The sequence below is a fragment of the Arthrobacter sp. Y3221160 genome (genome assembly GCF_059092585.1).
Window position 1 is genome coordinate 96,534 of the sequence record NZ_JBNHHU010000002.1, and the last position, 22,785, is coordinate 119,318.

Below are 22,785 nucleotides of genomic sequence, written 5' to 3' on the forward strand. Positions count from 1 at the left end.
CAGGACGGGGCCTGCGTCCCGACCAGACGTTAGGACGGGGTTTGCCCGGCCCGCCGCAGGATCTGCTCGGCGTGCTTGAGGACCGGCCCGTCGACCATTTGGCCGCGGAACCGGAAGGCCCCGGATTCGGTGGCGGCGGCGGCCAGCAGCGCGGCCGCATGGTCGGTTTCTTCCTCGCCCGGGCGATAAGCGGCCCGCACCACGTCGGCCTGGCTGGGGTGGATGATGGCCTTGGCCGCGAACCCCGAGGCGACGGCGTCCTCAGCCTCGGCGGCGAGCCCGCCGAGGTCCGCTATGTCGAGGTAGACCGAGTCGATGGCGGCCTTGCCGTAGGCGCCGGCGGCGAGCAGGACCTGCGAACGCGCCTGCCGGGCCACGTCCCGATAGGTTCCGGACGCGAACCGGCTGGAGCTGCCGCCCAGTGAGGCGACCAGGTCCTCGGCTCCCCACATCAGCGCGGTGACGTTCGCGCAGCGTGCCAGTTCCGCGGCGCGCAGCACGCCGAGGGCCGTCTCGCACAGGGCCACCACCGAGTACTCCCCCAGTCCGCCGGCCGCCGCCGCGTCCTCCGCCTTGGCCAGCATGATGGTGCGGTAGCCGGACCGGCGGACGGCATCCAGGTCCGGTGCGTGGTCGGCGGTGCCGGCCGCGTTGACCCGGACGATCGTCCGTTCGGGGTCCAGCGGGTTGTCGATGATGGCTGCCCGGGCCGCCGCACGGTCGGCCGGAGCAACGGCGTCCTCCAGGTCCAGGATCACCGCGTCGGCGCGTGCGGCCGCCTTGCCGTACCGGTCCGGGCGGTCAGCCGGACAAAACAGGATGGCCGGTCCCATGCCGAAGCCGGTCATCGGCTTCCGTCCCCGGGCCGGCCGTCCCACAGTTCGGCGTCGGCCGTTTCCGAGCCCGCGATGGCGTCCGCGTGGCCATCCTTGGTCCACATCAGGCAGCTGCGCGTCACCGTGGCGACCACATCCCCGTGTTGGTTCCGGCCGGTATGGTGCATGGTCACCACCCCGGTCCCCGGCCGGGACCGGGACAGCCGCTTGTCGGTGACCACCGTCTCCGTGTACAGGGTGTCCCCGTGGTAGAGCGGGTGCGGGAACGTCACGTCGGTCATGCCCAGCTGAGCCACGATCGTGGACTGGGTGAGCTGGCCGACCGACTGGCCCACCACGGTGGCGAGGGTGAACATGGAATTCATCAGCCGCTGGCCGAACGGCTGCTCCGCCGCCCACGCCGCGTCGAGGTGCAGGGCCTGGTTGTTCATGGTGGCGGTGGTGAAGAAAACATTGTCCGCCTCGGTGACCGTCCGGCCCGGCCGGTGCGCGTAGATGACGTCTGCCTCGATCTCCTCGAAGTAGAGCCCGCGCTGGATGATCACTTTCTGCGCCCCGGCCGCTTCCGACGGCGTCGCCGCTGCCCCGGCGTCGGTGTTCACCGGGCACCCGCCTGGTACTGGTCGACCCGGAGCTCGGCTCCGGTGGCCGCCACGACGTCCCGCATGTCGACGCCGGGGGCCGTCTCGCGCAGCACCAGTCCCTGCTCCCCGACGTCGATGACCGCCAGGTCGGTGATGATGGTGTCCACGCAGCCCCTGCCGGTCAGCGGCAGTGTGCATTCGGTCAAAATCTTGGGATTCCCGTCCCTGTCCACGTGTTCCATCATGACGATCAGCCGTTTGGCGCCGAAGACCAGGTCCATGGCACCGCCCATGCCCTTGACCATCTTGCCGGGGATCATCCAGTTGGCCAGGTCCCCGGTCCGGGACACCTGCATGGCGCCGAGAACGGCGACGTCGACGTGCCCGCCGCGGACCATGCCGAAGGAAGCGGAAGAGTCGAAGATCGCCGCTCCCCGGTTGAGCGTCACGGTCTCCTTTCCCGCGTTGATCAGGTCCGGGTCGATGTTGTCCTCGGTCGGATAGGGGCCGACGCCGAGGATCCCGTTCTCCGAATGCAGGATGACTTCCACGCCGTCGGGGATGTAGTTGGGGACGAGGGTGGGCATGCCGATGCCCAGGTTCACGTACTGCCCGTTTTCCAGTTCCCGGGCCACCCGGGCGGCCAATTCGTTGCGCGTCAGCGCCATGGCGTGCTCCTTACTTCCCGGTCGCGGTGTCTTGGCCGGCCAGCCGCACCGTGCGTTTTTCGATCCGCTTTTCCACCTCCGGCGCCACCACCACCCGCTGGACGAAGATGCCGGGGGTGTGGATCTGCTGGGGGTCCAGTTCGCCCGGTTCCACGAGTTCCTCGACCTCGGCGATCGTGATCTTGCCGGCCATGGCGCACAGCGGATTGAAATTCATGGCGGTCACGTGGAACACCAGATTGCCCAGCCGGTCGCCCTTCCAGGCGTGCACCAGGCCGAAGTCGGGCCGCAGGGACTCCTCCAGCACGTACTCGGCCCCGCCGAAGCTGCGGACCTCCTTCGGTTCCGACGCCTTGGCGACCCCGCCGTCGGCGTCGTATTTGCGCGGCAGCCCGCCCTCACTGACCTGGGTGCCGACACCGGCAGCCGTATAGAACGCGGGTATCCCGGCCCCGCCGGCGCGCAGCTTCTCCGCCAGCGTCCCCTGCGGGGTCAGCTCCACTTCCAGCTCGCCGGCCAGGAACTGCCGGGCGAACTCCTTGTTCTCACCCACGTAGGAGCTGATGGTGCGCCGGATGCGCCCGTCGGCCAGCAGCACGCCCAGCCCCCAGTCGTCCACGCCGCAGTTGTTGCTGATGGTCTCCAGGTCGGTGGTGCCGGCGTCGTGCAGGGCCTGGATCAGCGCCACCGGAATGCCGCACAGGCCGAAGCCGCCCACGGCCAGCGAGGCGCCGTCGGGAATGTCCGCCACGGCCTCCGCGGCGGAAGCTACTACCTTGTCGATCACTGCGTCCTCCTCTGCCTGCGGTCTGTCAAAGCCCCAGTTCGCGGGCGATGAGCATCAGCTGCACTTCGGTGGTCCCTTCCCCGACCTCCAGGATCTTCGAGTCGCGGTAGTGGCGGGCCACCCGGAATTCGTTGATGAAGCCGAAGCCGCCGAAAATCTGGGTGGCGTCGCGGGCGTTGTCCATGGCGGCTTCGCCTGCCACCATCTTGGCAATCGCGGACTGGGTTTTGAAGTGTTGGCCGGCGAGCATCCGGGCGGCGGCGTCGTAATACGCCAGCCGCGCCGTGTGCGCGCGGGCCTGCATCCGGGCGATCTTGAACTGGATGGCCTGGAAGGAGCCGATGCTGGTGCCGAAGGCCTGGCGCTCCTTGGCGTAGCGCACCGCCTCGTCCACGCAGCCCTGCGCCGCGCCCGTGGCCAGCGCGGCGATGGCGATCCGGCCCTCGTCCAGGATTTGCAGGAAGTTGGCATACCCCCGGCCGCGGCGGCCCAGCAGGTTCTCCTCCGGGACCCGGACGTTGTCCAGGGTGAGCGGATGCGTGTCGGAGGCATTCCAGCCCACCTTGTTGTACGCCTTCTCGGCGGTGAAGCCCGGGGTGTCGGTGGGAACCAGGATGGTGGAAATCTCCTTCTTCAGCGAGCCGTCGTCGCGCTCGGAGGTGCCGGTGACCGCGGTGACGGTGACCAGCCGGGAGATGTCGGTGCCGGAATTCGTGATGAATTCCTTGTGCCCGTTGACCACCCACTGCCCGTCCACGAGCTCGGCCCGGGTCTTCGTGCCGCCCGCGTCCGAGCCCGCTTCGGGTTCGGTCAGGCCGAAGCCGGCGAGCGCCTCGCCGCTGGCCAGCATGGGCAGCCACTGTTGTTTCTGGTCCTCGCTGCCGAAGCGGTAGATGGGCATGGCCCCCAGGGAGACCCCCGCCTCCAGGGTGATCGCCACCGATTGGTCCACCGCACCGAGTTCTTCCAGCGCCAGGGCGAGCGCAAAGTAATCGCCGCCCATGCCGCCGTACTCCTCGGGGAACGGGAGGCCGAACAGTCCCATCTCGCCCATCTGTGCCACCACTTTGTACGGGAAGCTGTGCTCCTCGTCGTGCTTGGCGGACACCGGGGCCACCACCTCGCGGGCAAATTCCCGCACGGTCCCCACCAGGTCCTGATAGTCCTCGCTCAGTGAAAAGTCAGGCATGGTCATGCCCCTTTCTGTTCAGGTTCTTCGGGGACAGGATCCGCTGCCCGCACGACGGCGACGATCTGGCCGGCCTTGACCAGGTCGCCGGGTTTGAGGTTGATGCTGGCCTCGCCGGCGATCGCGGCGCTCAGCTGGTGTTCCATCTTCATCGCTTCCACCGTCAACAGCGGCTGGCCGGCCACCACCCGCTCACCGTTGGCCACCGCCACGGATGTCACCGTCCCGGGCATCGGCGAGCGCACCTCGGGTGATGTCTCCCCCTCGGCCTGGCGGACCCCCGCGAGGGCGTCGGCGAGCCGCCGCTCCCGGCCGCGGACGGTCACCCGGGCCGACCAGCCGGCGTCGCCCAGCCAGATCGTGCCGTCTGCGCCGAACGCGTGGCGCAGCGGCCGGCGGAGTCCGTCGACCTCCGCCGCGTGCCCGGTCCGGTCCAGCACGACGGCGTAGCTGCCGCCGCCGGCCGTCACCAGGGCGCCGGCGGGCGCGTCGGCGGCCGCGTCGCCCGTCCAGGCCACCGTCACGTCGCGGTGTTCTCCGCCGCCGAGGTCGAAGCTGACCGTGCCCGGGCGCGGCCCGCTCAACCGCCAGCCCTCGCTCCGCCAGGCGGACCCCGCGCCGCCGGCGGCACATGCCTGGATGCGCGCGTCCCGTTGCCGGAGCAGCCAGTCCACGGCGGCCACGCACAGTTCGGCGTCACCGGGCCGGCGGAACTGCTGGTGTTCGATCTTTCGGTCGATCAGCGTGGTGTCCAGCCGCCCGGCCCGCACGTCCTCGTCGGCCAGCAGGCTGCGGAGGTGCTCGATGTTGGTATGGATGCCCAGCACCATGGTGTCGGCGAGCGCACCGTCCAGCCGTGCCAGGGCCTGCTGCCGGTCTTCGCCCCAGGCGATGACCTTGGACAGCAGCGGGTCGTAGTCGGAGGGGATGACCAGTCCGGGCAGCAGCGAACTGTCCACCCGGATGCCCTCCCCGGCGGCTTCCTCCAGCGCCAGCACCGTGCCCGCCGAGGGCAGGAACTGCTGCGAGGGATCCTCCGCATAGACGCGCGCCTCCACCGCATGTCCCGTGAGTACGACGTCGGACTGCGCCGGCGCGAGCACCTCACCGGCGGCGATGCGCACCTGCCACTCCACCAGGTCCAGGCCGGTCACCAGCTCGGTGACCGGGTGTTCCACCTGCAGCCGGGTGTTCATCTCCATGAAGAAAAACTCGTCGGGGGCGTCGTCGGAGACCAGGAACTCCACCGTTCCGGCCCCGGTGTAGTCCACCGAGCGGGCGGCATTGCAGGCGGCCTCGCCGATCCTGCCGCGGGTGGCGGCGTCGAGCAGCGACGACGGAGCCTCCTCGATGACTTTCTGGTGCCGGCGCTGCAGCGAGCATTCGCGCTCCCCCAGGTGGATCGCGTTGCCGTGCCGGTCGCACAGCACCTGAACCTCGATGTGCCGCGGCCGGGCGATCAGCCGCTCGAGGAAGAGCGTGTCGTCGCCGAAGGCGGAGGCGGCCACCCGGCGCCCGGCGGCGAGCGCGGCGCGCAGTTCCCCGGGCCGCTGCACGGCCATCATCCCCTTGCCGCCGCCGCCGGCCGACGGCTTGATCAACAGCGGGTAGCCGACCTCTTCGGCGGCCCGGACCAGCCCGTCGTCGTCCAGCCCCGGTTCCGCGATCCCGGGAATGACCGGGACCCCATGCGATGCCACGTGGTTCTTGGAGCGGATCTTGTCCCCCATGATCCCGATCGCCCCGACATTGGGTCCGATGAACACGATGCCGGCCGCCTCCAGCGCTTGGGCGAACGCCACGTTCTCGCTGAGAAAGCCGTAGCCGGGGTGGACGGCCTCGGCGCCCGTGGCCTTGCAGGCTTCGATCACCGCGTCGATGCGCAGGTAGCTCTCGGTGGCCGGGGCGGGCCCGATCCGCACCGCGATGTCGGCCTCGCGCACGTGGCGGGCCCCGGCGTCGGCATCCGAATAGACGGCCGCGGCCCGGATGCCCATGGCGCGCAGCGTGCGGATGACCCGGCAGGCGATTTCGCCGCGGTTGGCAACCAGGACGGTTTCAAACACTCTGGATCACATCCTGAACAGGCCGAAGGCGGTCTCGGGCAAGGGACTGTTGGCGCAGACGTCAAGGGCGAGGCCGAGCACGGTCCGGGTCTGCGCCGGGTCGATGATCCCGTCGTCCCAGAGCCGGGCGGTGGAGTAATACGGGTTGCCCTGCGCTTCGTACTGCTCCCGGATGGGGGCCTTGAACGCCTCCTCGGCCTCGGCGCTCCACTCCTCCCCGCGGGCTTCCAACTGGTCGCGTTTGACGGTGGCCAGGACCGAGGAGGCCTGGTTGCCGCCCATCACCGAAATGCGAGCGGCCGGCCACATCCAGAGGAAGCGCGGCGAGTAGGCGCGGCCGCACATGGAGTAGTTGCCGGCGCCGAAGGACCCGCCGATCACCACGGTCAGCTTCGGCACCCGGGCGGTCGCGACGGCGGTCACCATCTTGGCGCCGTGCTTGGCGATGCCGCCGGCCTCGTAGTCGCGGCCGACCATGAAGCCGGAAAGGTTCTGCAGGAAGACCAGCGGGATGCCGCGCTGGTCGCAGAGTTCAATGAAGTGCGCGCCCTTGAGGGCAGATTCGGAAAAGAGCACCCCGTTGTTCGCCACGATGCCCACCTGATGCCCGTGGAGCCGGGCGAACCCGGTGACCAGCGTGGTGCCGTACTCCCGCTTGAACTCGTGGAAGCGGCTGCCGTCCACCAACCGGGCGATGACCTCGCGGACGTCGTAGGCGGCGTTGACGTCCACCGGAACGGCTCCGTAAATTTCCTGCGGTTCGGCCGCCGGAGCCTCCACGGGCGCTGTCTCCCAGGCCGGTGTCCGGCACGGGAGCGTGGCCACGATGTCGCGGACAATCTCCAGCGCGTGCACATCGTTCTCGGCCAGGTGGTCGGTAACCCCCGAGGTCCGCGCATGCAGTTCGCCGCCGCCGAGTTCCTCCGCGGTGACAACTTCGCCGATGGCCGCCTTCACCAGCGGCGGGCCGCCCAGGAAGATGGTGCCCTGGCCGCGAACGATCACGGTTTCGTCGCTCATCGCCGGAACGTAGGCGCCGCCGGCCGTGCAGGAACCGAGCACCGCGGCGATCTGCGGGATTTTAGCCGCCGACATCCGCGCCTGGTTGTAGAAGATGCGGCCGAAGTGCTCGCGGTCCGGGAAGACGTCGTCCTGCTTGGGGAGGAACGCGCCGCCCGAGTCCACCAGGTAGATGCACGGCAGGTTGTTCTCCAGCGCCACCTCCTGGGCGCGCAGGTGTTTCTTAACCGTCATTGGATAGTAGGTGCCGCCCTTGACGGTCGCATCGTTGCAGACCACCAGCACGTGGCGACCGTGCACCAGGCCGATGCCGGCGATCATCCCCGCCCCCGGCGAATCGCCGTCGTACATTCCCTCTGCGGCCAGCGGCGCGATTTCCAGGAACGGGCTGCCCTCGTCCAGCAGCGTGTCGACCCTGTCCCGCGGCAACAGCTTGCCCCGCTCCAGGTGGCGCCGGCGCGAGCCCTCCGGCCCGCCCGCCGCCACCGAGGCCAGGCGGGCGTGCAGTTCGGCAGCCAGCCGGCGCTGCTGCTCGTCGTTGGCCCGGAAGCTGTCACTGGTAGTGTCCACCCGGGAAGCCAGTGTCTCCATCGACACCTTCCTGGCCGAAGCCGTCGCGCGCCCACGCCCGCCGCCCGCTGGGGGGCAACTGGCCTGAAGGACGCATTTTGGTTAGTCTGTACTAACTGAAATCAGGCTAGTGGCCGTTAAGTGTCTTGTCCAGCACTTATTCGGCACCTTCTCGAAGGAACCGATCCATGCCCGCAGCACCGCATGCCGCCGCCGTGACGCGCCAGACCGGCCGCAGCCTGGCCAAGGCCACCCGGAGGGCCGCACTGCTGGACGCCGCTGCCCGCCTCTTCGCCGAGCGCGGCTTCAACGGCGTGTCCATCGAAGACCTCGGCTCGGCGGCCGGCGTCAGCGGGCCGGCCGTCTACCGGCATTTCGAGAGCAAACATGCGGTGCTGGCGGCACTGCTCACGGGCGTCAGCCAGGACCTGCTCGACGGCGGCCAGGACGTGGCGGCCGGCCAGCAGGACGCCGAGGAGGCGCTGCGCGGCCTGGTCGCCTTCCACGTGGACTTTGCCTTGAAGAATCCCGACGTCATCCGGGTCCACGACAGGGACCTGGACAGCCTCCCCGCCGAGGACTCGGCGCTGGTCCGGACGCTGCAGCGCACCTATGTGGAGGTGTGGGTTTCCGTGCTGGCGCGGCTGCTGCCGGAGGCGGACGCGGCGCAGTTGCGGGTCCGCGCACACGCCGTCTTCGGACTGATCAACTCCACGCCGCACTCGACCCACCGGAGCCGGCAGCCGCGGGAAGCCTGGCGCCGCAATCTGCTGGAACAAATGGCTTGGGCCGCGTTGAAAGCCGAGTAGGGTGTATCAGACACCAACTAGCCGAAAGGTCTGCTGTGATTGAGCTTCGTCCTGTAGAACCTGCCGACCTCGACGAGTTCTTCGAGTACCAGCAGGATCCCGACGCCAACCATATGGCGGCGTTTGCCGCCCGGAATCCGTCTGACCGCGGCGTGTTTGATCTCCACTGGCAGAGCCTGCTCAACGACGAGTCCATCACCGTGCGCACCGTCACCGTCGACGGCGAGGTGGTGGGCAGCGTGCTGGCCTACCCCAACGAGGGGTACCCGGAACTGAGCTACTGGACGGCGAAGTCGCAGTGGGGCAAGGGCGTCACCACCGCGGCCGTCGAGGCCTTCCTGCGGGAATTTTCCGCGCGTCCCATCCGGGCGCGGGTGGTCAAGGACAACCTTGGGTCGGTCAAGGTCCTGCACAAGCTCGGCTTCCGGACCGTCGGCGAGGCCCAGGGCTTCGCCAACGCCCGCGGCGCCGTGGTGACCGAGGAGATCCTCGAACTGGCCTGAGCCGCCTCTGCACCCTGATCACACCATGGCCAGCACCATGGCCGGGCTGATCACACCATGGCCAGCACCATGGCCGGGTCCGACAGGATCGTGCCCACGTCGGCGAGGAAGCGTCCCGCCTGCTCCCCGTCCACCACGCGGTGGTCGAAGGACAGGCTGAGCGTCACCACATCGCGCAGCGCCACCTCCCCCCGGTATTCCCACGGCTGCCGGCGCACCGCGCCGAGGGCAAGGATGGCCGACTCCCCCGGGTTCAGGATCGGCGTTCCGGCGTCGATGCCAAACACCCCGATGTTGGTGATGGAGATGGTCCCCCCGCGCAGATCGGCCGGGGCGGTCCTGCCGGCGCGTGCCGTCTCGGTCAGCTCCCCCAGGGCCTCGGCCAGCCGGTGCAGGTCCATCCGGTGCGCGTCCTTGATGTTCGGCACGGTCAGTCCGCGCGGGGTCGCCGCGGCGATGCCCAGGTTCACGTAGTTCTGCTGCACGATCTCGCCGGCGTCCCCGTCCCAGCGGGAGTTCAGCTCGGGGCGGCGCTCCAGCGCCAGGCACAGGGCTTTGGCGGTGATGGTCAGCGGCGTGAGTTTCAGGGCGGCGAACGCCTTGCCCGCCTTGAGCCGCCGGATCAACTCCATGCTCTCCGTCGCGTCGACGGTAAGGAACGAGGACGCATGCGGGGCGGTGAAAGCACTGGCCACCATGGCGGCGGCGGTGTGCTTCCGTACGCCCCTGACCGGGATCCGCGTCTCGGCCTCCGCGGCGCCGCCGAGCCAGCCGCCGGCCGTCCCGGACACGGCGTCCGGGGCCGCGACCGCCGGGGCCGCTGCGGCCGCCTCGTGGACGGCGAGGACGTCGTCGCGGGTGATCAGGCCCCGTTCTCCGGTCCCGGCCACCTGGGCCAGATCGACTCCGAGGTCCTTCGCCAGCTTGCGGACCGGCGGGGTGGAGCGTGGCCGCTCCGGGATCGTCCCGGACGGTTCGGCCAAGGCCTGACCGGGCGCCCCGGCCGGCCGGCCGGCGGCCGCAACATCCGCGGCTCCGGCGGGCTCCGTGTCCGGCGCGCGCCCGTCCAGGGTCGCCGGATAGGTGGCCGGCACCGCCGCGGTGGCCGCCCCTCCGGTCTTGCGCGGGCGCCGGGCCGGCCGCCCGTTCCCTTCGGCCGCCGCACCGTACCCCACCAGGTTCGCCTCGCGGCGCGGTTCCGGCGGGCTTCCCGCGGCCTTGACGCCGTCGTCGCCCTGCCCCGCGTCTTCCACCTCGATGGAGACGATCGGCTCGCCCACGCTGACCGTGGTGCCGGGTACCTCATGCAGGGTCCGGACCACGCCGGCGAACGGCGAGGGCAGCTCGACCACGGCCTTGGCGGTTTCCACCTCGCCCAGGATCTGGTTGAGCTGGACCGCGTCGCCCTCGGCCACGCTCCAGCTGACAATCTCCGACTCGGTGAGCCCTTCGCCCAGGTCCGGCAGTTTGAATACCTTGATCCCCACGGGTTCAGTCCTCCAGTCCGGTCAGGGAGTTGGGCCGGCCGAGCACCCGGTCCACGCCGTCAAGGATGCGGTCCAGGTCCGGCAGATGATGCCGCTCCATCTTGGCCGGCGGGTACGGAATGTCCATCCCGGTGATCCGCACCGGCGCGTGTTCCAGATGATAGAAGCAGCGTTCGGTCAGGCTGGCCGCGATCTCTGCACCGAGCCCGCCGGTCCGGGCCGCCTCGTGGGTGACCACCAGTCGGCCCGTTTTCCGCACGGAGGCCTCCACGGTGGGAAAGTCCAGCGGCGACAGCGAGCGCAAGTCAATGACTTCCACCGACACGCCGTCGTCCTCGGCGGCCTGCGCGGCCTCGCGTGCCGTCTGCACCAGCGCGCCGTAGGCCACCAGGGTCACGTCCGACCCGGGCACCTCCACCCGGGCGCTGCCCAGCGGCAGCGCGGACTCCAGCGCATTCTCGTCCACGTCGCCCTTGGTGTGGTACCGCCGCTTCGGCTCGAAGTAGACCACCGGATCGTCGGCGGCGATGGCCTGCTGGATCATCGTGCAGGCGTCCTGCGGGTTGGACACTGCCACCACCCGCAGACCGGACGTGTGGGTGAAATACGCCTCCGGGGATTCGGAGTGGTGTTCGGCCGCGCCGATGCCGCCGCCGAAGGGCACCCGGATGGTCAGCGGCATCTTGACCCGGCCGCGGGTGCGGTAGTGCAGCTTGGCTACCTGGCTGACAATCTGGTCGAACGCCGGGTAGATGAAGCCGTCGAACTGGATTTCGCACACGGGCCGGTAGCCCCGGTAGGCCATCCCGACGGCGGTGCCCAGGATCGCGGACTCGGCCAGCGGGGCATCGATCACCCGGTGGGCGCCGAAGTCCTTTTGCAGTTCGTCGGTAATGCGGAACACCCCGCCCAAGGCTCCGATGTCCTCGCCGATGATCACCACCCTGGGATCGTTTTCCAGGGCCTTGCGCAGCCCGGTGTTGATGGCGCGTCCAAACGTCATGGTGGTCATCAGCGGCCTCCCTCGGCAGCGTCGAACGAATCAAGATAGCGCTCGTAGTGCGCGCGCTGTTCTGCCAGCACGGGGTGCGGCGCCACGTAGACGTTCTCGAACAGTTCCAAGTCCGCCGGGTCGGCCATGCTCGTGCACCCGGCCCGCATCTCGGCCGCTGCCTGGTCGGCCGCGTCCCGGACCCGCTGTTGCAGGCCCTCGTCCAACAAGCCCTCGGCCGCCAGGTGGGCGGCCAGCCGGCCGATCGGATCCCGGCTCTTCCAGTCCTCCAGCTCGTTCGCGTCGCGGTAGCGGGTGGGATCGTCCGCCGTCGTGTGCGGTCCCATCCGGTAGGTGACCGCTTCGATGAAGGACGGGCCGCCGCCGCTGCGCGCGTGCTCCAGCGCCCGGCGGGTCACCGCCAGGCAGGCCAGGACATCGTTGCCGTCCACCCGGTAACTGGGAATGCCGAATCCGGGCGCCCGGTCGGAGAGTTTGCCCTGGGCCTGCAGTGACACCGGTTCGGAGATCGCCCACTGGTTGTTCTGGCAGAAGAAGATCACCGGCGCCTGGAAGCTGGCGGCAAACACCATGGCCTCGTTCACGTCGCCCTGGCTGGTGGCGCCGTCGCCGAAATACGTCACCGCCACGGCGTCGTCGCCGTCGAACTTGACCGCCATGGCGTAGCCGGTGGCGTGCAGCGTTTGCGCGCCGATGATGACCTGCGGGGTGGCCATGTTGATCTCGTAGGGGTCCCAGCCGGAGGGCCTGTTGCCGCGCCAAACGCGGATCATGTCGGTCAGGTCCACGCCGCGGCAGTACGCGACGCCGTTTTCCCGGTAGCTGGAGAAGACGAAGTCGTCCTTGCGCAGGGCGCGGCCGGAACCGATCTGGGCCGCTTCCTGCCCCAGCAGAGGCGGCCACAAGGCGAGCTCCCCCTGCCGCTGCAAGGCGGTGGCTTCCTGGTCCAGGCGGCGGACCACCACCATGTCCTGGTAGAGGCCGGCGAGTCGGTCGCCGTCGATATCCTCCAGCCAGGGGTCGAACTCCCCGCTGGGGGCCCGCGTGCCGTCCGGCGCGAGCAGTTGGATGTAGCTTTCCTGGTTATGCGGACCGGCCGGGTCCGTGCCTGGTAAGGACACTTGCGACACTCCCTTTGCGTCTTCAGGGCCGGGAACTCTTGTGGACCTCCCGGCGCCGGACAGCCCCGCCTGCACCTTTGCCCGCGGTTGATTGTGACACTACTCACATCCGGCAAGTGGCGCAATGATCCGGACAAAAACTGAGCAGAATGCCCTGTCGGGGCCGGGCAGGTCGTGCTAGTCTGCGCATTATGCGGAATCTGGACGGCACCGACCTGCGGTTACTGGCAGCCCTGACGCAGGATCCGCGCCGGACGGTCGTGGCCCTGGCGCAGATCCTGGGCCTGTCCCGCAACACGGTGCAGGCGCGCATGGCCCGGCTGGAAAAGGACCAGGTGTTCCTGTCCTTCGACCGGCGGATCAATCCCGCCGCCGTGGGATATCCGCTCGCGGCCTTCATCCACATCCACGTGCACCAGCCGAAACTGCAACAGATCACCGACGAGCTGGCCCGCATTCCGGAAGTACTCGAAGCGATCGGCATCACCGGCCAGGCGGATATCCTTGCCCGCGTCGTCTCCGAGGGCGCCGAGGACCTGTTCCGCGTCAATGGCAAGATTCTGGCGATCGACGGCGTGGAGCGGACCGACACGTCGCTGGCCATGCACGAACTGATCCCGTTCCGGATGGAACCGCTGCTCTCCCGCGGTGCCGGGGCGACCGGCTAGCTGTCAGCTCGGGTGCTGCTGCCCGCGCTGAGCACCCGGGATGGGAAGATCATTTCCGGACCCGTGCGCCTGGCTCATGCCCGCTGATCCCGAGCGCCCGCAACAGTGCGGGCCCGGCATCCTTCTGCCGGGCCCGCAGTGTTATCTGTGGCGGCGCGTTGCAGCAGGCGCGCGCCGCCGTCGTCGTCTCAGTGAACCGTGGCCTTCTCCGCGCCGACGCCGGTGAGCGAGCGGACCTCCATTTCGGCCTGCTTGGACGCGTCCTCGCGGTTCTTGTCCAGCACGGTTCCCAGCCAGCCCAGGAAGAACGCGAGCGGGATGGAGACGATGCCCGGGTTGTTCAGGCCGAAGATGGCAAAGTCCGCGCCGGGGATCATCGACGTCTCCTTTCCGGAGACCACCGGGGAGAACACGATCAGGACGATGGCCGCGCCCAAGCCGCCGTACATGCTCCAGACCGCACCCTGGGTGGTAAAGCGCTTCCAGAACAGCGAGTAGACGATGGTGGGCAGGTTGGCCGAGGCGGCCACGGCGAACGCCAGCGCCACCAGGAAGGCCACGTTCTGGCCCTGGGCGCCGATGCCGCCGAGGATGGACACGACGCCGATGACCACCACGGTGCGGCGGGCCACCCTGACCTCGCCGGCCGAGTCGACCTGTCCCTTGCGCACCACGTTCGCGTAGATATCGTGCGCGAAGGAGGCGGCCGCGGTGATGGTCAGGCCGGCCACCACCGCCAGGATGGTGGCGAAGGCGACTGCGGAGATCAGCCCCAGCAGCACAGGGCCGCCGAGCGCGAAGGCCAGCAACGGTGCGGCGGAGTTGACCCCGCCCGGAGCGCTCTTGATGGCTTCCGGGCCGATCAGCGCCGCGGCGCCGTAGCCCAGCACCAGGGTGAACAGGTAGAACGCGCCGATCAGCCAAATGGCCCAGACCACGGACCGGCGGGCCTCCTTGGCCGTCGGCACGGTGTAAAAGCGCATCAAAACGTGCGGCAGGGCCGCGGTGCCCAGCACCAGGGCCAGCGCCAGCGAGATGAAGTCCAGCTTGGACGCCTCCGAGACGCCGTACTGCAGGCCCGGGTTGAGCAGCTCGGGGTTGCCGGCGGTTTCCACGGCGGCACCCAGCAGTTCGGACAGGTTGAAGCCGTGCAGTGCCAGCACCCACACGGTCATGATGAACGCACCGGCGATCAGCAGGCAGGCCTTGATGATCTGGACCCAGGTGGTGCCCTTCATGCCGCCAACGAGTACGTAGAGGATCATCAGTGCACCGACGACGGTGATCACCAGAGACTGTCCCAGCCTGGAGTCAATGCCGATCAGCAGCGAGACCAGGGCGCCGGCTCCGGCCATCTGCGCCAGCAGGTAGAAAAAGCACACGGCCAGTGTGGTGATGGCCGCGGCAATCCGCACCGGGCGCTGCCGCAGCCGGAAGGACAGGACATCGGCCATGGTGAACTTGCCGGTGTTGCGCAACAGCTCGGCCACCAGCAGCAAGGCCACCAGCCAGGCCACCAGGAAGCCGATCGAGTACAGGAAGCCGTCGTACCCGTTGATCGCGATCGCGCCGCAGATGCCCAGGAACGACGCCGCGGAGAGGTAGTCGCCGGCAATGGCGGTACCGTTCTGACCGCCGCTGAAGGACCGGCCCGCCGCATAGTAGTCGGCCGCGGTCTTGTTGTTCCGGCTGGCCCGCAGCACCACCACCAAGGTCACGCCGACAAACAGGGCGAAGATCAGGATGTTGATCCAGGTGGAATCCTTGATGTCGTCCGCCGTGACGGCCAGCGGAATGTTCACGGCGTGCCTCATTTGGTGTCCTCCGGTAGGCCTACGCCCTCGTTTTCGAGGCTGTGGCGGATGTCAGTGGCGATCGGGTCCAGCTTCTTGTTCGCGTAGCGGACGTACCAGGTGGTGATGGCGAAAGTGCTCACGAACTGCAGCAGGCCCAGCACCAGGCCGACGTTGATGTTGCCCCACAGCTTGGTGGACATGAATGCGTGCGCATAGTCGGCCAACAGCACATAGGCGAAGTACCACAGCAGGAAGGCCACTGCCATCGGGAACACGAACGAACGGTGGCGCCTGCGGAGTTCGGTGAACTCCGGACTGCTCTGGACCACCTGGAAGTCCACGGCCGCGGCGGTGCCGGCGTCCGGGTTGGGGTCGTTACCCATTTTTTCCTCCTCATCGGGCACACGCGGGGTGTGACTGCGATCACTCTGCTAGCTCGCGGTTACGGAGGCCAGCAGCCGGGCGGGTCGGGTCGCCCAACGGTCCACCGGCTGCGGTGAACGGCGCTCCCCTGCGCCGAGCTGCACCCGGCCGGTCGGCCCGGAGGCTAGGCTGGAGGGCATGCTCAGCCCGGCCGTGGACATCGCGCTCATCGCCGCCCTGGCCGCGGCGGCGGTGGCGGTGATCGCGCTGGTGGGCTTCAAACTGACCCGGTCCTACCGGGACCTTGGCTCCGAGGCCGACCGCGCAACCTACGCCACGCTGCATACCGCGGGGCTCGCGGGCCAGTACCTGCGTGCCGGCCTGACGCCGGCCGGCGCGGGCAAGGCGAGCAAGCACCTGCGCGGCCTGTTGGGCTCCGAGGTGCTGGTGTTGACCGGGTTGGAGGACGTGCTCGGCTGGGACGGCGCCGGCCAGCCGCCGGAGTCGGCCCTGCGCCTGGCTGGCAAGACCATCGGATCGGGCCGCACCCAGGTTTTCCGCGGCGACCAGTTGCTGCCGGAGGGCCGGGTCCCGCGGGGGGCCGCCGCCCGGGACGGCGGCCCGACGGAAGCGGTCTTCGCCCCGATCCGGATCCGGGACCGGGTGGTCGGCACCGTCGGCGCCTACACCGGACACGTAGCGGCGTCGCTCGTGCGGGCCACCAACGAGGTTGCGGCCTGGGTGGCCACGCAGATCGAACTGGCCGAACTGGACACTTCGCGGACGTTGCTGATGGAGGCCGAGGTGCGCGCGCTCCGGGCCCAAATCAGCCCGCACTTCATCTACAACGCCCTGAACGCCATCGCCTCCTACATCCTCACCGACCCGGCGCGGGCACGGGAGCTGGTGATCGAGTTCGCCGACTTCACCCGCTACTCCTTCCGACGGCACGGAGATTTCACCACCCTGGCGGAGGAACTGAAATCGATCGACCGCTACCTGCTGTTGGAACGGGCCCGGTTCGGCGACCGGCTCAGGGTCAGCCTGCAGATCGGCCCCGAAGTCCTCAGCACCGTCATCCCGTTCCTCTCCCTGCAGCCGTTGGTGGAGAACGCGGTGCGCCACGGGATCGAAGCCAAGGAAGGGCCGGGGCAAATCACCATCACCGCCCACGACGCCGGCGCCTACGCCGTGGTGACCATTGAAGACGACGGCGTGGGCATGGATCCGGAGCGGCTGCGCACCGTGCTGGCCGGTCGCGCCGAAGGCGACCATGTGGGTTTGCGCAACGTGGACGTGAGGCTGCGGCAGGTCTACGGCGATGAACACGGCCTGGTGGTCGACACGGCGCCCGGTGCCGGCACGCTGGTCACGCTGCGGCTACCCAAGTTCCAGCCCGGGAACCTGGTGGACTGAAGCGGCCCGCGCGAAGCTTCACCCTGGGGCCTAATAGACTGTGGAGCATGGTCAATGTGGTTGTCGCCGATGACGAAGCCCCTGCCGTCGAGGCCCTGGCGTACCTGCTCGCCCGGGATTCCCGGATCGGGGAGGTCCACAAAGCCACCAGCGGCGCCGAAGCGCTGCGTGCCCTGGAGCGCCACGACGTGGACGCGCTCTTCCTGGACATCCATATGCCGGCCCTGACCGGGCTGGACATCGCCAAGGTCATTTCCCGCTTCAGCCGCCCGCCCGCCGTCGTCTTCGTGACCGCCGATGAGGACAAGGCGCTGCAGGCCTTCGAGCTGGCCGCCGTGGACTACCTGCTCAAGCCGGTGCGGGCAGATCGGCTGGCGGAGTCCGTGCGCCGGATCTGCGAACTGATGGAAGACGGCGGCGCGGCCAAGCCGGAAGTCGTCACCGTCGACCAGGGCGGCATCACCAAGATGATCCGGCGGGACGAGATCCAGTACGTGCAGGCCCAGGGCGATTACGCCCGGCTGCACACGGCCGACGCCAGCTACCTGATCCGGGTGCCGCTCAACGACCTGGAGCGCCAGTGGGCCGACGCCGGCTACCTCCGGATCCACCGCTCCTACCTTGTGGCGATGGACCGAATCCAGCAGATGCGGACCAGCGCCGGCAGGGCCAGCCTCCTGGTCGGCGGTGCCGAACTGCCCGTCAGCCGGCGTCACCTGCCCGCCGTCCGCGACCGGCTGGAGGCCACGCGGGTGAGGCCGCGCGGATGAGCAGCGGTCCCGGCCGCGGCGAGGTTCCCCCAGGTGACGACGGCGGCATCCCGCTGCACCACGGCGGCATACCGGTGAACGACGGTGGCGCTCCGCTGCCCGACGGCGATGCACAGGTTCCGTCGGCCGGTTTCCGGCAGCGGGTCCGCGTCACCGCGCCGCGTTCGGCCGCGCCCCGGCCGGCGGGCGGCTACACCTTCTCCCGCGAGGTGGCCGAGCAGTCGGAAGTCGGCGAGCTCTTCGTGCGGTCCCTGGTCCGTTCCCAATTGCGCCTGGCCGTGGTGGTGGCGGCCGGTTTCGGGCTGATCCTGCTGGGCATGGCCGTGCTGATCGCGCTGGTACCGCTCACGGGCACGTTGACCGTGTTCACGGTCCCGCTCCCCTGGCTGCTGCTGGGCATAGGGATCTACCCGATCATCCTGGCCTGTGCCGCGCTCTACAACCGTGCGGCCGCCCGCAACGAGCGCCGCTTCCGCGAGTTGACGGCCGACCGGGTTAACCCGGGGACGAGGCAGTGAACGCGGCCGCCGGGCTGGCGGCGGTAGCCGCCGTCTGCGCCGCCACCGTGCTGATCGGCATCTACGGGCTGCGGATTTCCCGCACCACCGGTGATTTCTACGTCGCCTCGCGGACGGTCAAGCCGTGGTGGAACGCGTCGGCCATCGGCGGCGAATACCTCTCGGCCGCAAGCTTTTTGGGCGTGGCAGGGCTGATCCTGGTCTCGGGCATCGACGCGCTCTGGTTCCCGGTCGGATACACCGCCGGCTATCTGATGCTTCTGCTGTTCGTGGCTGCCCCGCTGCGCCGCTCCGGCGCGTACACGATTCCCGACTTCGCCGCGGCCCGGCTCGATTCCACTGCCGCGCGACGCGTCACCAGCCTGTTGGTGATAGCGGTCGGCTGGCTTTACATCGTGCCGCAACTGCACGGGGCCGCCCTGACCATGCGCATCGCCACGGGTTTGCCGGGCTGGGCAGGCGCCCTCGCCGTCGTCGTCGTGGTGGTGCTGTCCGTGGTCACCGGCGGCATGCGCTCCATCACCTTCGTGCAGGCCTTCCAGTATTGGCTGAAACTCACGGCCCTGGCCGTCCCGGTGGTGTTCATCCTGCTGGTCCTCACCGGTTCGGGCCAGTCGGCCACCGGCGGCGGCGCGGCGTTCGACCCGTCGCTGGATGTCGTCGGCGATGCATCCCTGTACCGGAATATCTCGCTGATCATCGCCCTGCTTTTCGGGACGCTGGGGCTGCCGCACGTGCTGGTGCGTTTCTACACCAATCCCGACGGTGCCGCCGCCCGCCGCACCACGCAACTGGTGCTGGGGCTGCTGGCGCTGTTCTACCTCTTCCCCACCATCTACGGCGTGCTCGGCAGGCTGCACACCCCGCGGCTGGCCGGCGGCACCCAGTCCGACGCCACGGTGCTGCTGCTGCCGGGGCGCATTGTGGACGGCCTGGCCGGCGATCTCTTGAGCGCCTGCGTGGTGGCGGGCGCGTTCGCCGCGTTCCTTTCCACTACCTCCGGGCTGGTGGTTTCCCTGGCCGGGGTGGTCAGCCAGGACCTGTTCCGCGGCAGCGTCAGGGGCTTCCGGCTGGCCGCCGTGCTGTCGGCCATCGTGCCGCTGGGCATCGCCCTGGGCACCGAATCGCTGGCCCTGGCCGGCAGCGTGGGCACGGTCTTCGCGTTTACCGCCTCGACCATCTGCCCGCTCTTGCTGCTGGGCATCTGGTGGCGGGGTCTCACCGATGCCGGCGCCATTGCCGGCATGGTGTCGGGGGCGGTGCTCTGCGGCGGTTCGCTGCTGGCGGCTGCCGTGGCGGGACCGAAACTGGGCGCCTGGGCCGAGCCGTTGGGACAGCCGGCGGCCTGGACGGTTCCGGCGGCATTCCTGGTGACGGTGGCCGTTTCCCGGGCGACGGCTTCGCGCAGGCCGGCCACAACCGCCCGGGTCATGGCACGGCTGCACACCCCGGAGCGGGCGGACAGTCCGGAGCCGGCCGGTTGGCCCCGTCCCGGAGACTGAACGAGGTCGGGCCCCGTCAGTCGATCGCGGCCATTAACTCGACGACGCGGTCCAGGAACGCGTCCACCTGGTTTTCCTCGTAGCCGTCTTTGCCCTTGGCCTCGCGGAACACGGCCCTGCGGACCACGTCCACGCTCATCGGCTGGTCGTGCTCGAAATAGCCCAGCAGTTCCACGCACAGCGCGTCGACGTCCTCCACGTTGTAGCTGACGGCGTTCCGCTTCGTCGGCCGGCGGAAGCGTTCGCCCGGGGCGCGGTGCAGGCGGGCGCGCAGCATCGCCGACACGCGGCCGATCTGCGTCAGCCAGGCCTGTTCGCCGTCCCTACTGATCAGCGCGTCGCGCTCCCGCTGGGCGAAGACGTCCTCCAGTCGGTCCAGCGCGGCGTCGACGGCCCGCGGGTCGTAGCCGCCCTTGGCCGGATCGAACGTCATGGCCCGGACATCGCGGCTGGTGATGGGAGCGTCGTCGGGCTCGGGGTTGTTGTAGTACTCCCGCGCCCGGCTTAGGAAGTCGTCCACCTGGCGTGCGTTGTAGCCGAAGTTCCGCCGGTCCACGTGGTCGAACGGGGCACTGCCCTTGCCGGCATCAATGGTTCGTCGCGCCATGGTGTCCTGTGGTTCCTGTTCCGTCAATACGTTCCGCTTGTCTACGGTGCCCAGTCTATGCGGGCCGCCGCGTGGCCCCGGGTATCCGCGGCCGCGCGCCTACACGGCCCCCGGGGCCAGCAACGAGGCGAGCACGAAGGCCACCGGGGCGGCAAACACGATGGAATCCAGCCGGTCCATCACCCCGCCGTGGCCCGGCAGGAAGTTGCTCATGTCCTTGATGCCAAGTTCCCTCTTGACCATCGACTCGGCCAGGTCGCCCACGGTGGAGGCGGCCACGGTGGCCACGGCCAGGACCAGCCCGAACCACCACTGAAGGTCCAGCACCAGCACCGAGCACAGGACGCCGACCAGGACGGCTCCGCCCACCGAACCGGCAAACCCTTCCCACGACTTCTTGGGGCTGATCTTCGGTGCCATCGGGTGCTTCCCGAAGAGCACCCCGATCAGGTACCCGAAGGTGTCGTTGGAGACCACCAGCAGCAGCATGGTGGCCACCTTTAGGGCGCCGGACTCCTCCAGCAGCAACAGCAGCGAGAAGCTGATGAAAAAGGGAACCCAGCAGAGGATGAAGGTGCCGCTGAGCACACTGCTGACCGCGCCGTCGGTACTGTCCAGGCACTTCCAGACCATCAGTGCCACGCAGGAGGCCACCAGGGCGAAGGCCAACCCCTCCGGCCCGCCGTAATAGGCGGCCACGGGCATCGCGAGGGCCCCCGCGAACAGCGGCGGCAGCGGCACCTTGATGTTCTTGACCGTCAGGGCCCGGGAAACCTCCCACACGCCCACGGCCGCGAAACCGGCCACCAGCACCACGAAGGCATCTGGCAGGAGGAAAAGACCCACCAGGACAACAATGAGCAGCGAGAGTCCGACGACGATGGCTGCCGGCAGGTTGCGCCCGGCACGGGAGGGCTTGGCGGCGGCACGCAGCGCCCGCCGTCCGGGTTCTGCCGGCCGCTGTCCCGGACCAGCCGCCGGAGCCGGCGTATCGCCAGCCATGGGTTGAGGCTGGTCCGTACTCATCAGACCTCGAGCAGCTCGGCTTCCTTGCGCTTGAGGAGCTCGTCCACGTTGTCGGTGTGCGACTTGGTTTTGGCGTCCAGTTCCTTTTCGGCCCTGCTGCCTTCGTCCTCGCCGACCTCGCCGTCCTTGACCAGCTTGCCGATGGTGTCCATCGCCTTGCGGCGGATGTTACGGATCGAAACCTTCGCGTCTTCGGCCTTGCCCCGCACCACCTTGACGTACTCCTTGCGGCGTTCCATGGTCAGTTCCGGCAGGACCACGCGGATCACCACGCCGTCGTTGGCCGGGTTGGCGCCCACATCCGAATCGCGCAGGGCCTTCTCGATGTCGTTCAGCGCCGACTTGTCGTACGGCGTGATCAGCAGGGTGCGCGGTTCGGGGTTCTGGAAGGACGCCAACTGCTGCAGCGGGGTCGGCGTGCCGTAGTAGTCGACCGTGACCTTGGAGAACAGTGCCGGATTGGCGCGGCCGGTGCGGATGGTGGCGAAGTCTTCCTTGGCCACTTCGACTGCCTTGTCCATCTTCTCGGCAGCTTCGCGCAGCGTCTCGTCTATCACGGTCTCTCCTTCACGTCCTTCATTCACTCCGCGATGCCCGCGGTCCTGGCTCTGCTTTCCATCCTAGGCTATCCGGCGGACGGCCCGGCGCCAGTCAGGCGGTGACGTAGGTGCCGATCCGTTCGCCCAGAATCGCACGGGTCACGTTGCCTTCGCCCTCCATCCCGAAGACCACCATGGACAGCTTGTTGTCGCGGCACAGGCTGAAGGCGGTCTGGTCCATCACCCGGATATTCCGGCGCATGGCTTCGTCATAGGTCAGGGTGTCGAGCTTCTCCGCGGCCGGGTCTTTCTTCGGGTCGGCCGTGTAGACGCCGTCCACGCCGTTCTTCGCCATGAGCACGACGTCGGCGTGCACCTCGAGGGCGCGCTGGGCGGCCACGGTGTCGGTGGAGAAATAGGGCAGGCCGGCGCCCGCGCCGAAGATGACCACGCGGCCCTTCTCCATGTGCCGGATGGCCCGCCTCGGGATGTAGGCCTCGGCTATCTGCCCCATGGTGATCGCGCTTTGCACGCGGGTGTCCACCCCGGCCTGCTCGAGGAAGTCCTGGAGGGCGAGGCAATTCATGACGGTGCCGAGCATGCCCATGTAATCGGCTCGCGAGCGGTCCATGCCCGACGTCGACAGTTCGGCGCCGCGGAAGAAGTTGCCGCCGCCCACGACGATGGCCACTTCGACTTGGCCGACCGTGGCGGCGATCTGCTTGGCGACGCCCCGGACGGTGTCCGGGTCCACGCCCAGCTTCCCCCCGCCGAAGACTTCGCCCGAAAGCTTCAGCAGGACGCGGCGGCGTTTGGCCCCGGTATCAGCGGTGGTCTGGGTGTTCTGGGATTCCATGGTGCCTCCCGGCGTGCGTGGTTCTGGGGAAAGAGGGTGTGACTGGCCGCGGCTGCCCGACGGTTGAAGCCG

The 22,785-nt window shown here is 69.0% G+C and carries 23 protein-coding genes; 7 read left to right on the forward strand and 16 right to left on the reverse strand.

The annotated features are described in order from the left end of the window. Positions 1-29 precede the first annotated feature (29 nt). Genes AC5RWG_RS13475 through AC5RWG_RS13505 form a run of 7 tightly spaced genes read right to left on the reverse strand, consistent with a single transcriptional unit; the run spans position 30 to position 7,741 of the window. Positions 30-848: an HpcH/HpaI aldolase/citrate lyase family protein gene (locus AC5RWG_RS13475; protein WP_494026378.1), complete on the reverse strand. Its 819-nt coding sequence runs from the start codon at positions 846-848 to the stop codon at positions 30-32. Further along, on the reverse strand, positions 845-1,438 hold the full coding sequence (locus AC5RWG_RS13480) for a MaoC family dehydratase (protein WP_494002446.1): 594 nt from the start codon (positions 1,436-1,438) through the stop codon (positions 845-847). The genes AC5RWG_RS13475 and AC5RWG_RS13480 overlap by 4 nt, the downstream gene beginning before the upstream one ends. Next, positions 1,435-2,088 carry a CoA transferase subunit B gene (locus tag AC5RWG_RS13485; RefSeq protein WP_494026379.1) on the reverse strand — a complete coding sequence of 218 codons (654 nt, stop codon included), beginning with the start codon at positions 2,086-2,088 and terminating at the stop codon, positions 1,435-1,437. Before AC5RWG_RS13485 ends, AC5RWG_RS13480 begins: the two co-directional genes overlap by 4 nt. 10 nt (positions 2,089-2,098) lie before the next feature. Next, positions 2,099-2,875 carry a CoA transferase subunit A gene (locus AC5RWG_RS13490; protein ID WP_494026380.1) on the reverse strand — a complete coding sequence of 259 codons (777 nt, stop codon included), beginning with the start codon at positions 2,873-2,875 and terminating at the stop codon, positions 2,099-2,101. A gap of 25 nt (positions 2,876-2,900) precedes the next feature. Further along, positions 2,901-4,064, reverse strand: a complete 1,164-nt coding sequence (locus tag AC5RWG_RS13495) for an acyl-CoA dehydrogenase family protein (protein WP_494014205.1) — start codon at positions 4,062-4,064, stop codon at positions 2,901-2,903. 2 nt (positions 4,065-4,066) lie between these two features. Continuing rightward, positions 4,067-6,130 carry an acetyl/propionyl/methylcrotonyl-CoA carboxylase subunit alpha gene (locus AC5RWG_RS13500; protein WP_494026381.1) on the reverse strand — a complete coding sequence of 688 codons (2,064 nt, stop codon included), beginning with the start codon at positions 6,128-6,130 and terminating at the stop codon, positions 4,067-4,069. Positions 6,131-6,136: 6 nt separating this feature from the next. Continuing rightward, positions 6,137-7,741, reverse strand: coding sequence for a carboxyl transferase domain-containing protein (locus tag AC5RWG_RS13505; protein ID WP_494026382.1), 1,605 nt, complete (start codon positions 7,739-7,741; stop codon positions 6,137-6,139). Between the two features lie 167 nt (positions 7,742-7,908). Between AC5RWG_RS13505 and AC5RWG_RS13510 the strand changes: the two genes are divergently transcribed. Together AC5RWG_RS13510 and AC5RWG_RS13515 are read left to right on the forward strand one after the other, a co-directional pair. After that, complete coding sequence (locus AC5RWG_RS13510; RefSeq protein WP_494014208.1) at positions 7,909-8,529, forward strand: SACE_7040 family transcriptional regulator; 621 nt, start codon at positions 7,909-7,911, stop codon at positions 8,527-8,529. A 35-nt stretch (positions 8,530-8,564) separates the two neighbouring features. Continuing rightward, positions 8,565-9,032: a GNAT family N-acetyltransferase gene (locus AC5RWG_RS13515; protein WP_494002453.1), complete on the forward strand. Its 468-nt coding sequence runs from the start codon at positions 8,565-8,567 to the stop codon at positions 9,030-9,032. A gap of 50 nt (positions 9,033-9,082) precedes the next feature. Here AC5RWG_RS13515 and AC5RWG_RS13520 read toward each other — a convergent pair whose 3' ends face one another. The 3 genes from AC5RWG_RS13520 to pdhA are packed head-to-tail and all read right to left on the reverse strand — an operon-like array spanning position 9,083 to position 12,652. Next, a complete protein-coding gene (locus AC5RWG_RS13520) occupies positions 9,083-10,519 on the reverse strand; it encodes a dihydrolipoamide acetyltransferase family protein (RefSeq protein WP_494026383.1) in 1,437 nt (478 codons plus the stop codon). Positions 10,520-10,523: 4 nt separating this feature from the next. After that, positions 10,524-11,531, reverse strand: a complete 1,008-nt coding sequence (locus AC5RWG_RS13525) for an alpha-ketoacid dehydrogenase subunit beta (RefSeq protein WP_494026384.1) — start codon at positions 11,529-11,531, stop codon at positions 10,524-10,526. Next, complete coding sequence (pdhA, locus tag AC5RWG_RS13530) at positions 11,531-12,652, reverse strand: pyruvate dehydrogenase (acetyl-transferring) E1 component subunit alpha (RefSeq protein ID WP_494167148.1); 1,122 nt, start codon at positions 12,650-12,652, stop codon at positions 11,531-11,533. The genes AC5RWG_RS13525 and pdhA overlap by 1 nt, the downstream gene beginning before the upstream one ends. Before the next feature lie 191 nt (positions 12,653-12,843). Here pdhA and AC5RWG_RS13535 point away from each other — a divergent pair, with 191 nt between their 5' ends. After that, positions 12,844-13,320, forward strand: coding sequence for an Lrp/AsnC family transcriptional regulator (locus tag AC5RWG_RS13535; protein ID WP_494023783.1), 477 nt, complete (start codon positions 12,844-12,846; stop codon positions 13,318-13,320). Between the two features lie 188 nt (positions 13,321-13,508). Here AC5RWG_RS13535 and AC5RWG_RS13540 read toward each other — a convergent pair whose 3' ends face one another. Both AC5RWG_RS13540 and AC5RWG_RS13545 read right to left on the reverse strand, forming a co-directional pair. After that, positions 13,509-15,134 (reverse strand): monocarboxylic acid transporter, encoded by a 1,626-nt coding sequence (locus AC5RWG_RS13540; protein ID WP_494014212.1) that lies wholly within the window; start codon positions 15,132-15,134, stop codon positions 13,509-13,511. After that, on the reverse strand, positions 15,131-15,499 hold the full coding sequence (locus AC5RWG_RS13545; RefSeq protein WP_494002459.1) for a DUF485 domain-containing protein: 369 nt from the start codon (positions 15,497-15,499) through the stop codon (positions 15,131-15,133). Before AC5RWG_RS13545 ends, AC5RWG_RS13540 begins: the two co-directional genes overlap by 4 nt. A gap of 178 nt (positions 15,500-15,677) precedes the next feature. Between AC5RWG_RS13545 and AC5RWG_RS13550 the strand changes: the two genes are divergently transcribed. Genes AC5RWG_RS13550 through AC5RWG_RS13565 form a run of 4 tightly spaced genes read left to right on the forward strand, consistent with a single transcriptional unit; the run spans position 15,678 to position 19,685 of the window. Continuing rightward, the gene (locus AC5RWG_RS13550; RefSeq protein WP_494002460.1) at positions 15,678-16,895 is read left to right on the forward strand and encodes a sensor histidine kinase; all 1,218 of its coding nucleotides are present in this window, start codon (positions 15,678-15,680) and stop codon (positions 16,893-16,895) included. Between the two features lie 47 nt (positions 16,896-16,942). Next, complete coding sequence (locus tag AC5RWG_RS13555) at positions 16,943-17,665, forward strand: LytR/AlgR family response regulator transcription factor (protein WP_494002461.1); 723 nt, start codon at positions 16,943-16,945, stop codon at positions 17,663-17,665. Beyond that, entirely contained in the window at positions 17,662-18,183 is a 522-nt protein-coding gene (locus AC5RWG_RS13560) for a DUF485 domain-containing protein (RefSeq protein ID WP_494014216.1), read from the forward strand. The genes AC5RWG_RS13555 and AC5RWG_RS13560 overlap by 4 nt, the downstream gene beginning before the upstream one ends. Next, entirely contained in the window at positions 18,180-19,685 is a 1,506-nt protein-coding gene (locus tag AC5RWG_RS13565) for a sodium/solute symporter (RefSeq protein ID WP_494026386.1), read from the forward strand. The genes AC5RWG_RS13560 and AC5RWG_RS13565 overlap by 4 nt, the downstream gene beginning before the upstream one ends. A gap of 16 nt (positions 19,686-19,701) precedes the next feature. Here AC5RWG_RS13565 and AC5RWG_RS13570 read toward each other — a convergent pair whose 3' ends face one another. From AC5RWG_RS13570 to pyrH, 4 genes are all read right to left on the reverse strand, one after another. After that, positions 19,702-20,292 carry a DivIVA domain-containing protein gene (locus AC5RWG_RS13570; protein ID WP_494002464.1) on the reverse strand — a complete coding sequence of 197 codons (591 nt, stop codon included), beginning with the start codon at positions 20,290-20,292 and terminating at the stop codon, positions 19,702-19,704. 99 nt (positions 20,293-20,391) lie between these two features. Then, complete coding sequence (locus AC5RWG_RS13575; RefSeq protein WP_494002465.1) at positions 20,392-21,294, reverse strand: phosphatidate cytidylyltransferase; 903 nt, start codon at positions 21,292-21,294, stop codon at positions 20,392-20,394. A gap of 23 nt (positions 21,295-21,317) precedes the next feature. After that, the gene (gene frr, locus AC5RWG_RS13580; protein WP_494014218.1) at positions 21,318-21,875 is read right to left on the reverse strand and encodes a ribosome recycling factor; all 558 of its coding nucleotides are present in this window, start codon (positions 21,873-21,875) and stop codon (positions 21,318-21,320) included. Between the two features lie 94 nt (positions 21,876-21,969). Then, complete coding sequence (pyrH, locus tag AC5RWG_RS13585; protein WP_494023778.1) at positions 21,970-22,713, reverse strand: UMP kinase; 744 nt, start codon at positions 22,711-22,713, stop codon at positions 21,970-21,972. Positions 22,714-22,785: the final 72 nt, after the last annotated feature.

Bases quoted from the DNA above. Each gene is read 5' to 3' on its own strand.
- AC5RWG_RS13475 (WP_494026378.1), bottom strand. From the start codon at position 848: ATGACCGGCTTCGGCATGGGACCGGCCATCCTGTTTTGTCCGGCTGAC.
- AC5RWG_RS13485 (WP_494026379.1), bottom strand. From the start codon at position 2,088: ATGGCGCTGACGCGCAACGAATTGGCCGCCCGGGTGGCCCGGGAACTG.
- AC5RWG_RS13495 (WP_494014205.1), bottom strand. From the start codon at position 4,064: ATGCCTGACTTTTCACTGAGCGAGGACTATCAGGACCTGGTGGGGACC.
- AC5RWG_RS13505 (WP_494026382.1), bottom strand. From the start codon at position 7,741: ATGGAGACACTGGCTTCCCGGGTGGACACTACCAGTGACAGCTTCCGG.
- AC5RWG_RS13510 (WP_494014208.1), top strand. From the start codon at position 7,909: ATGCCCGCAGCACCGCATGCCGCCGCCGTGACGCGCCAGACCGGCCGC.
- AC5RWG_RS13525 (WP_494026384.1), bottom strand. From the start codon at position 11,531: ATGACCACCATGACGTTTGGACGCGCCATCAACACCGGGCTGCGCAAG.
- AC5RWG_RS13535 (WP_494023783.1), top strand. From the start codon at position 12,844: ATGCGGAATCTGGACGGCACCGACCTGCGGTTACTGGCAGCCCTGACG.
- AC5RWG_RS13540 (WP_494014212.1), bottom strand. From the start codon at position 15,134: ATGAGGCACGCCGTGAACATTCCGCTGGCCGTCACGGCGGACGACATC.
- AC5RWG_RS13545 (WP_494002459.1), bottom strand. From the start codon at position 15,499: ATGGGTAACGACCCCAACCCGGACGCCGGCACCGCCGCGGCCGTGGAC.
- AC5RWG_RS13550 (WP_494002460.1), top strand. From the start codon at position 15,678: ATGCTCAGCCCGGCCGTGGACATCGCGCTCATCGCCGCCCTGGCCGCG.
- AC5RWG_RS13555 (WP_494002461.1), top strand. From the start codon at position 16,943: ATGGTCAATGTGGTTGTCGCCGATGACGAAGCCCCTGCCGTCGAGGCC.
- AC5RWG_RS13560 (WP_494014216.1), top strand. From the start codon at position 17,662: ATGAGCAGCGGTCCCGGCCGCGGCGAGGTTCCCCCAGGTGACGACGGC.
- AC5RWG_RS13570 (WP_494002464.1), bottom strand. From the start codon at position 20,292: ATGGCGCGACGAACCATTGATGCCGGCAAGGGCAGTGCCCCGTTCGAC.
- AC5RWG_RS13575 (WP_494002465.1), bottom strand. From the start codon at position 21,294: ATGGCTGGCGATACGCCGGCTCCGGCGGCTGGTCCGGGACAGCGGCCG.
- pyrH (WP_494023778.1), bottom strand. From the start codon at position 22,713: ATGGAATCCCAGAACACCCAGACCACCGCTGATACCGGGGCCAAACGC.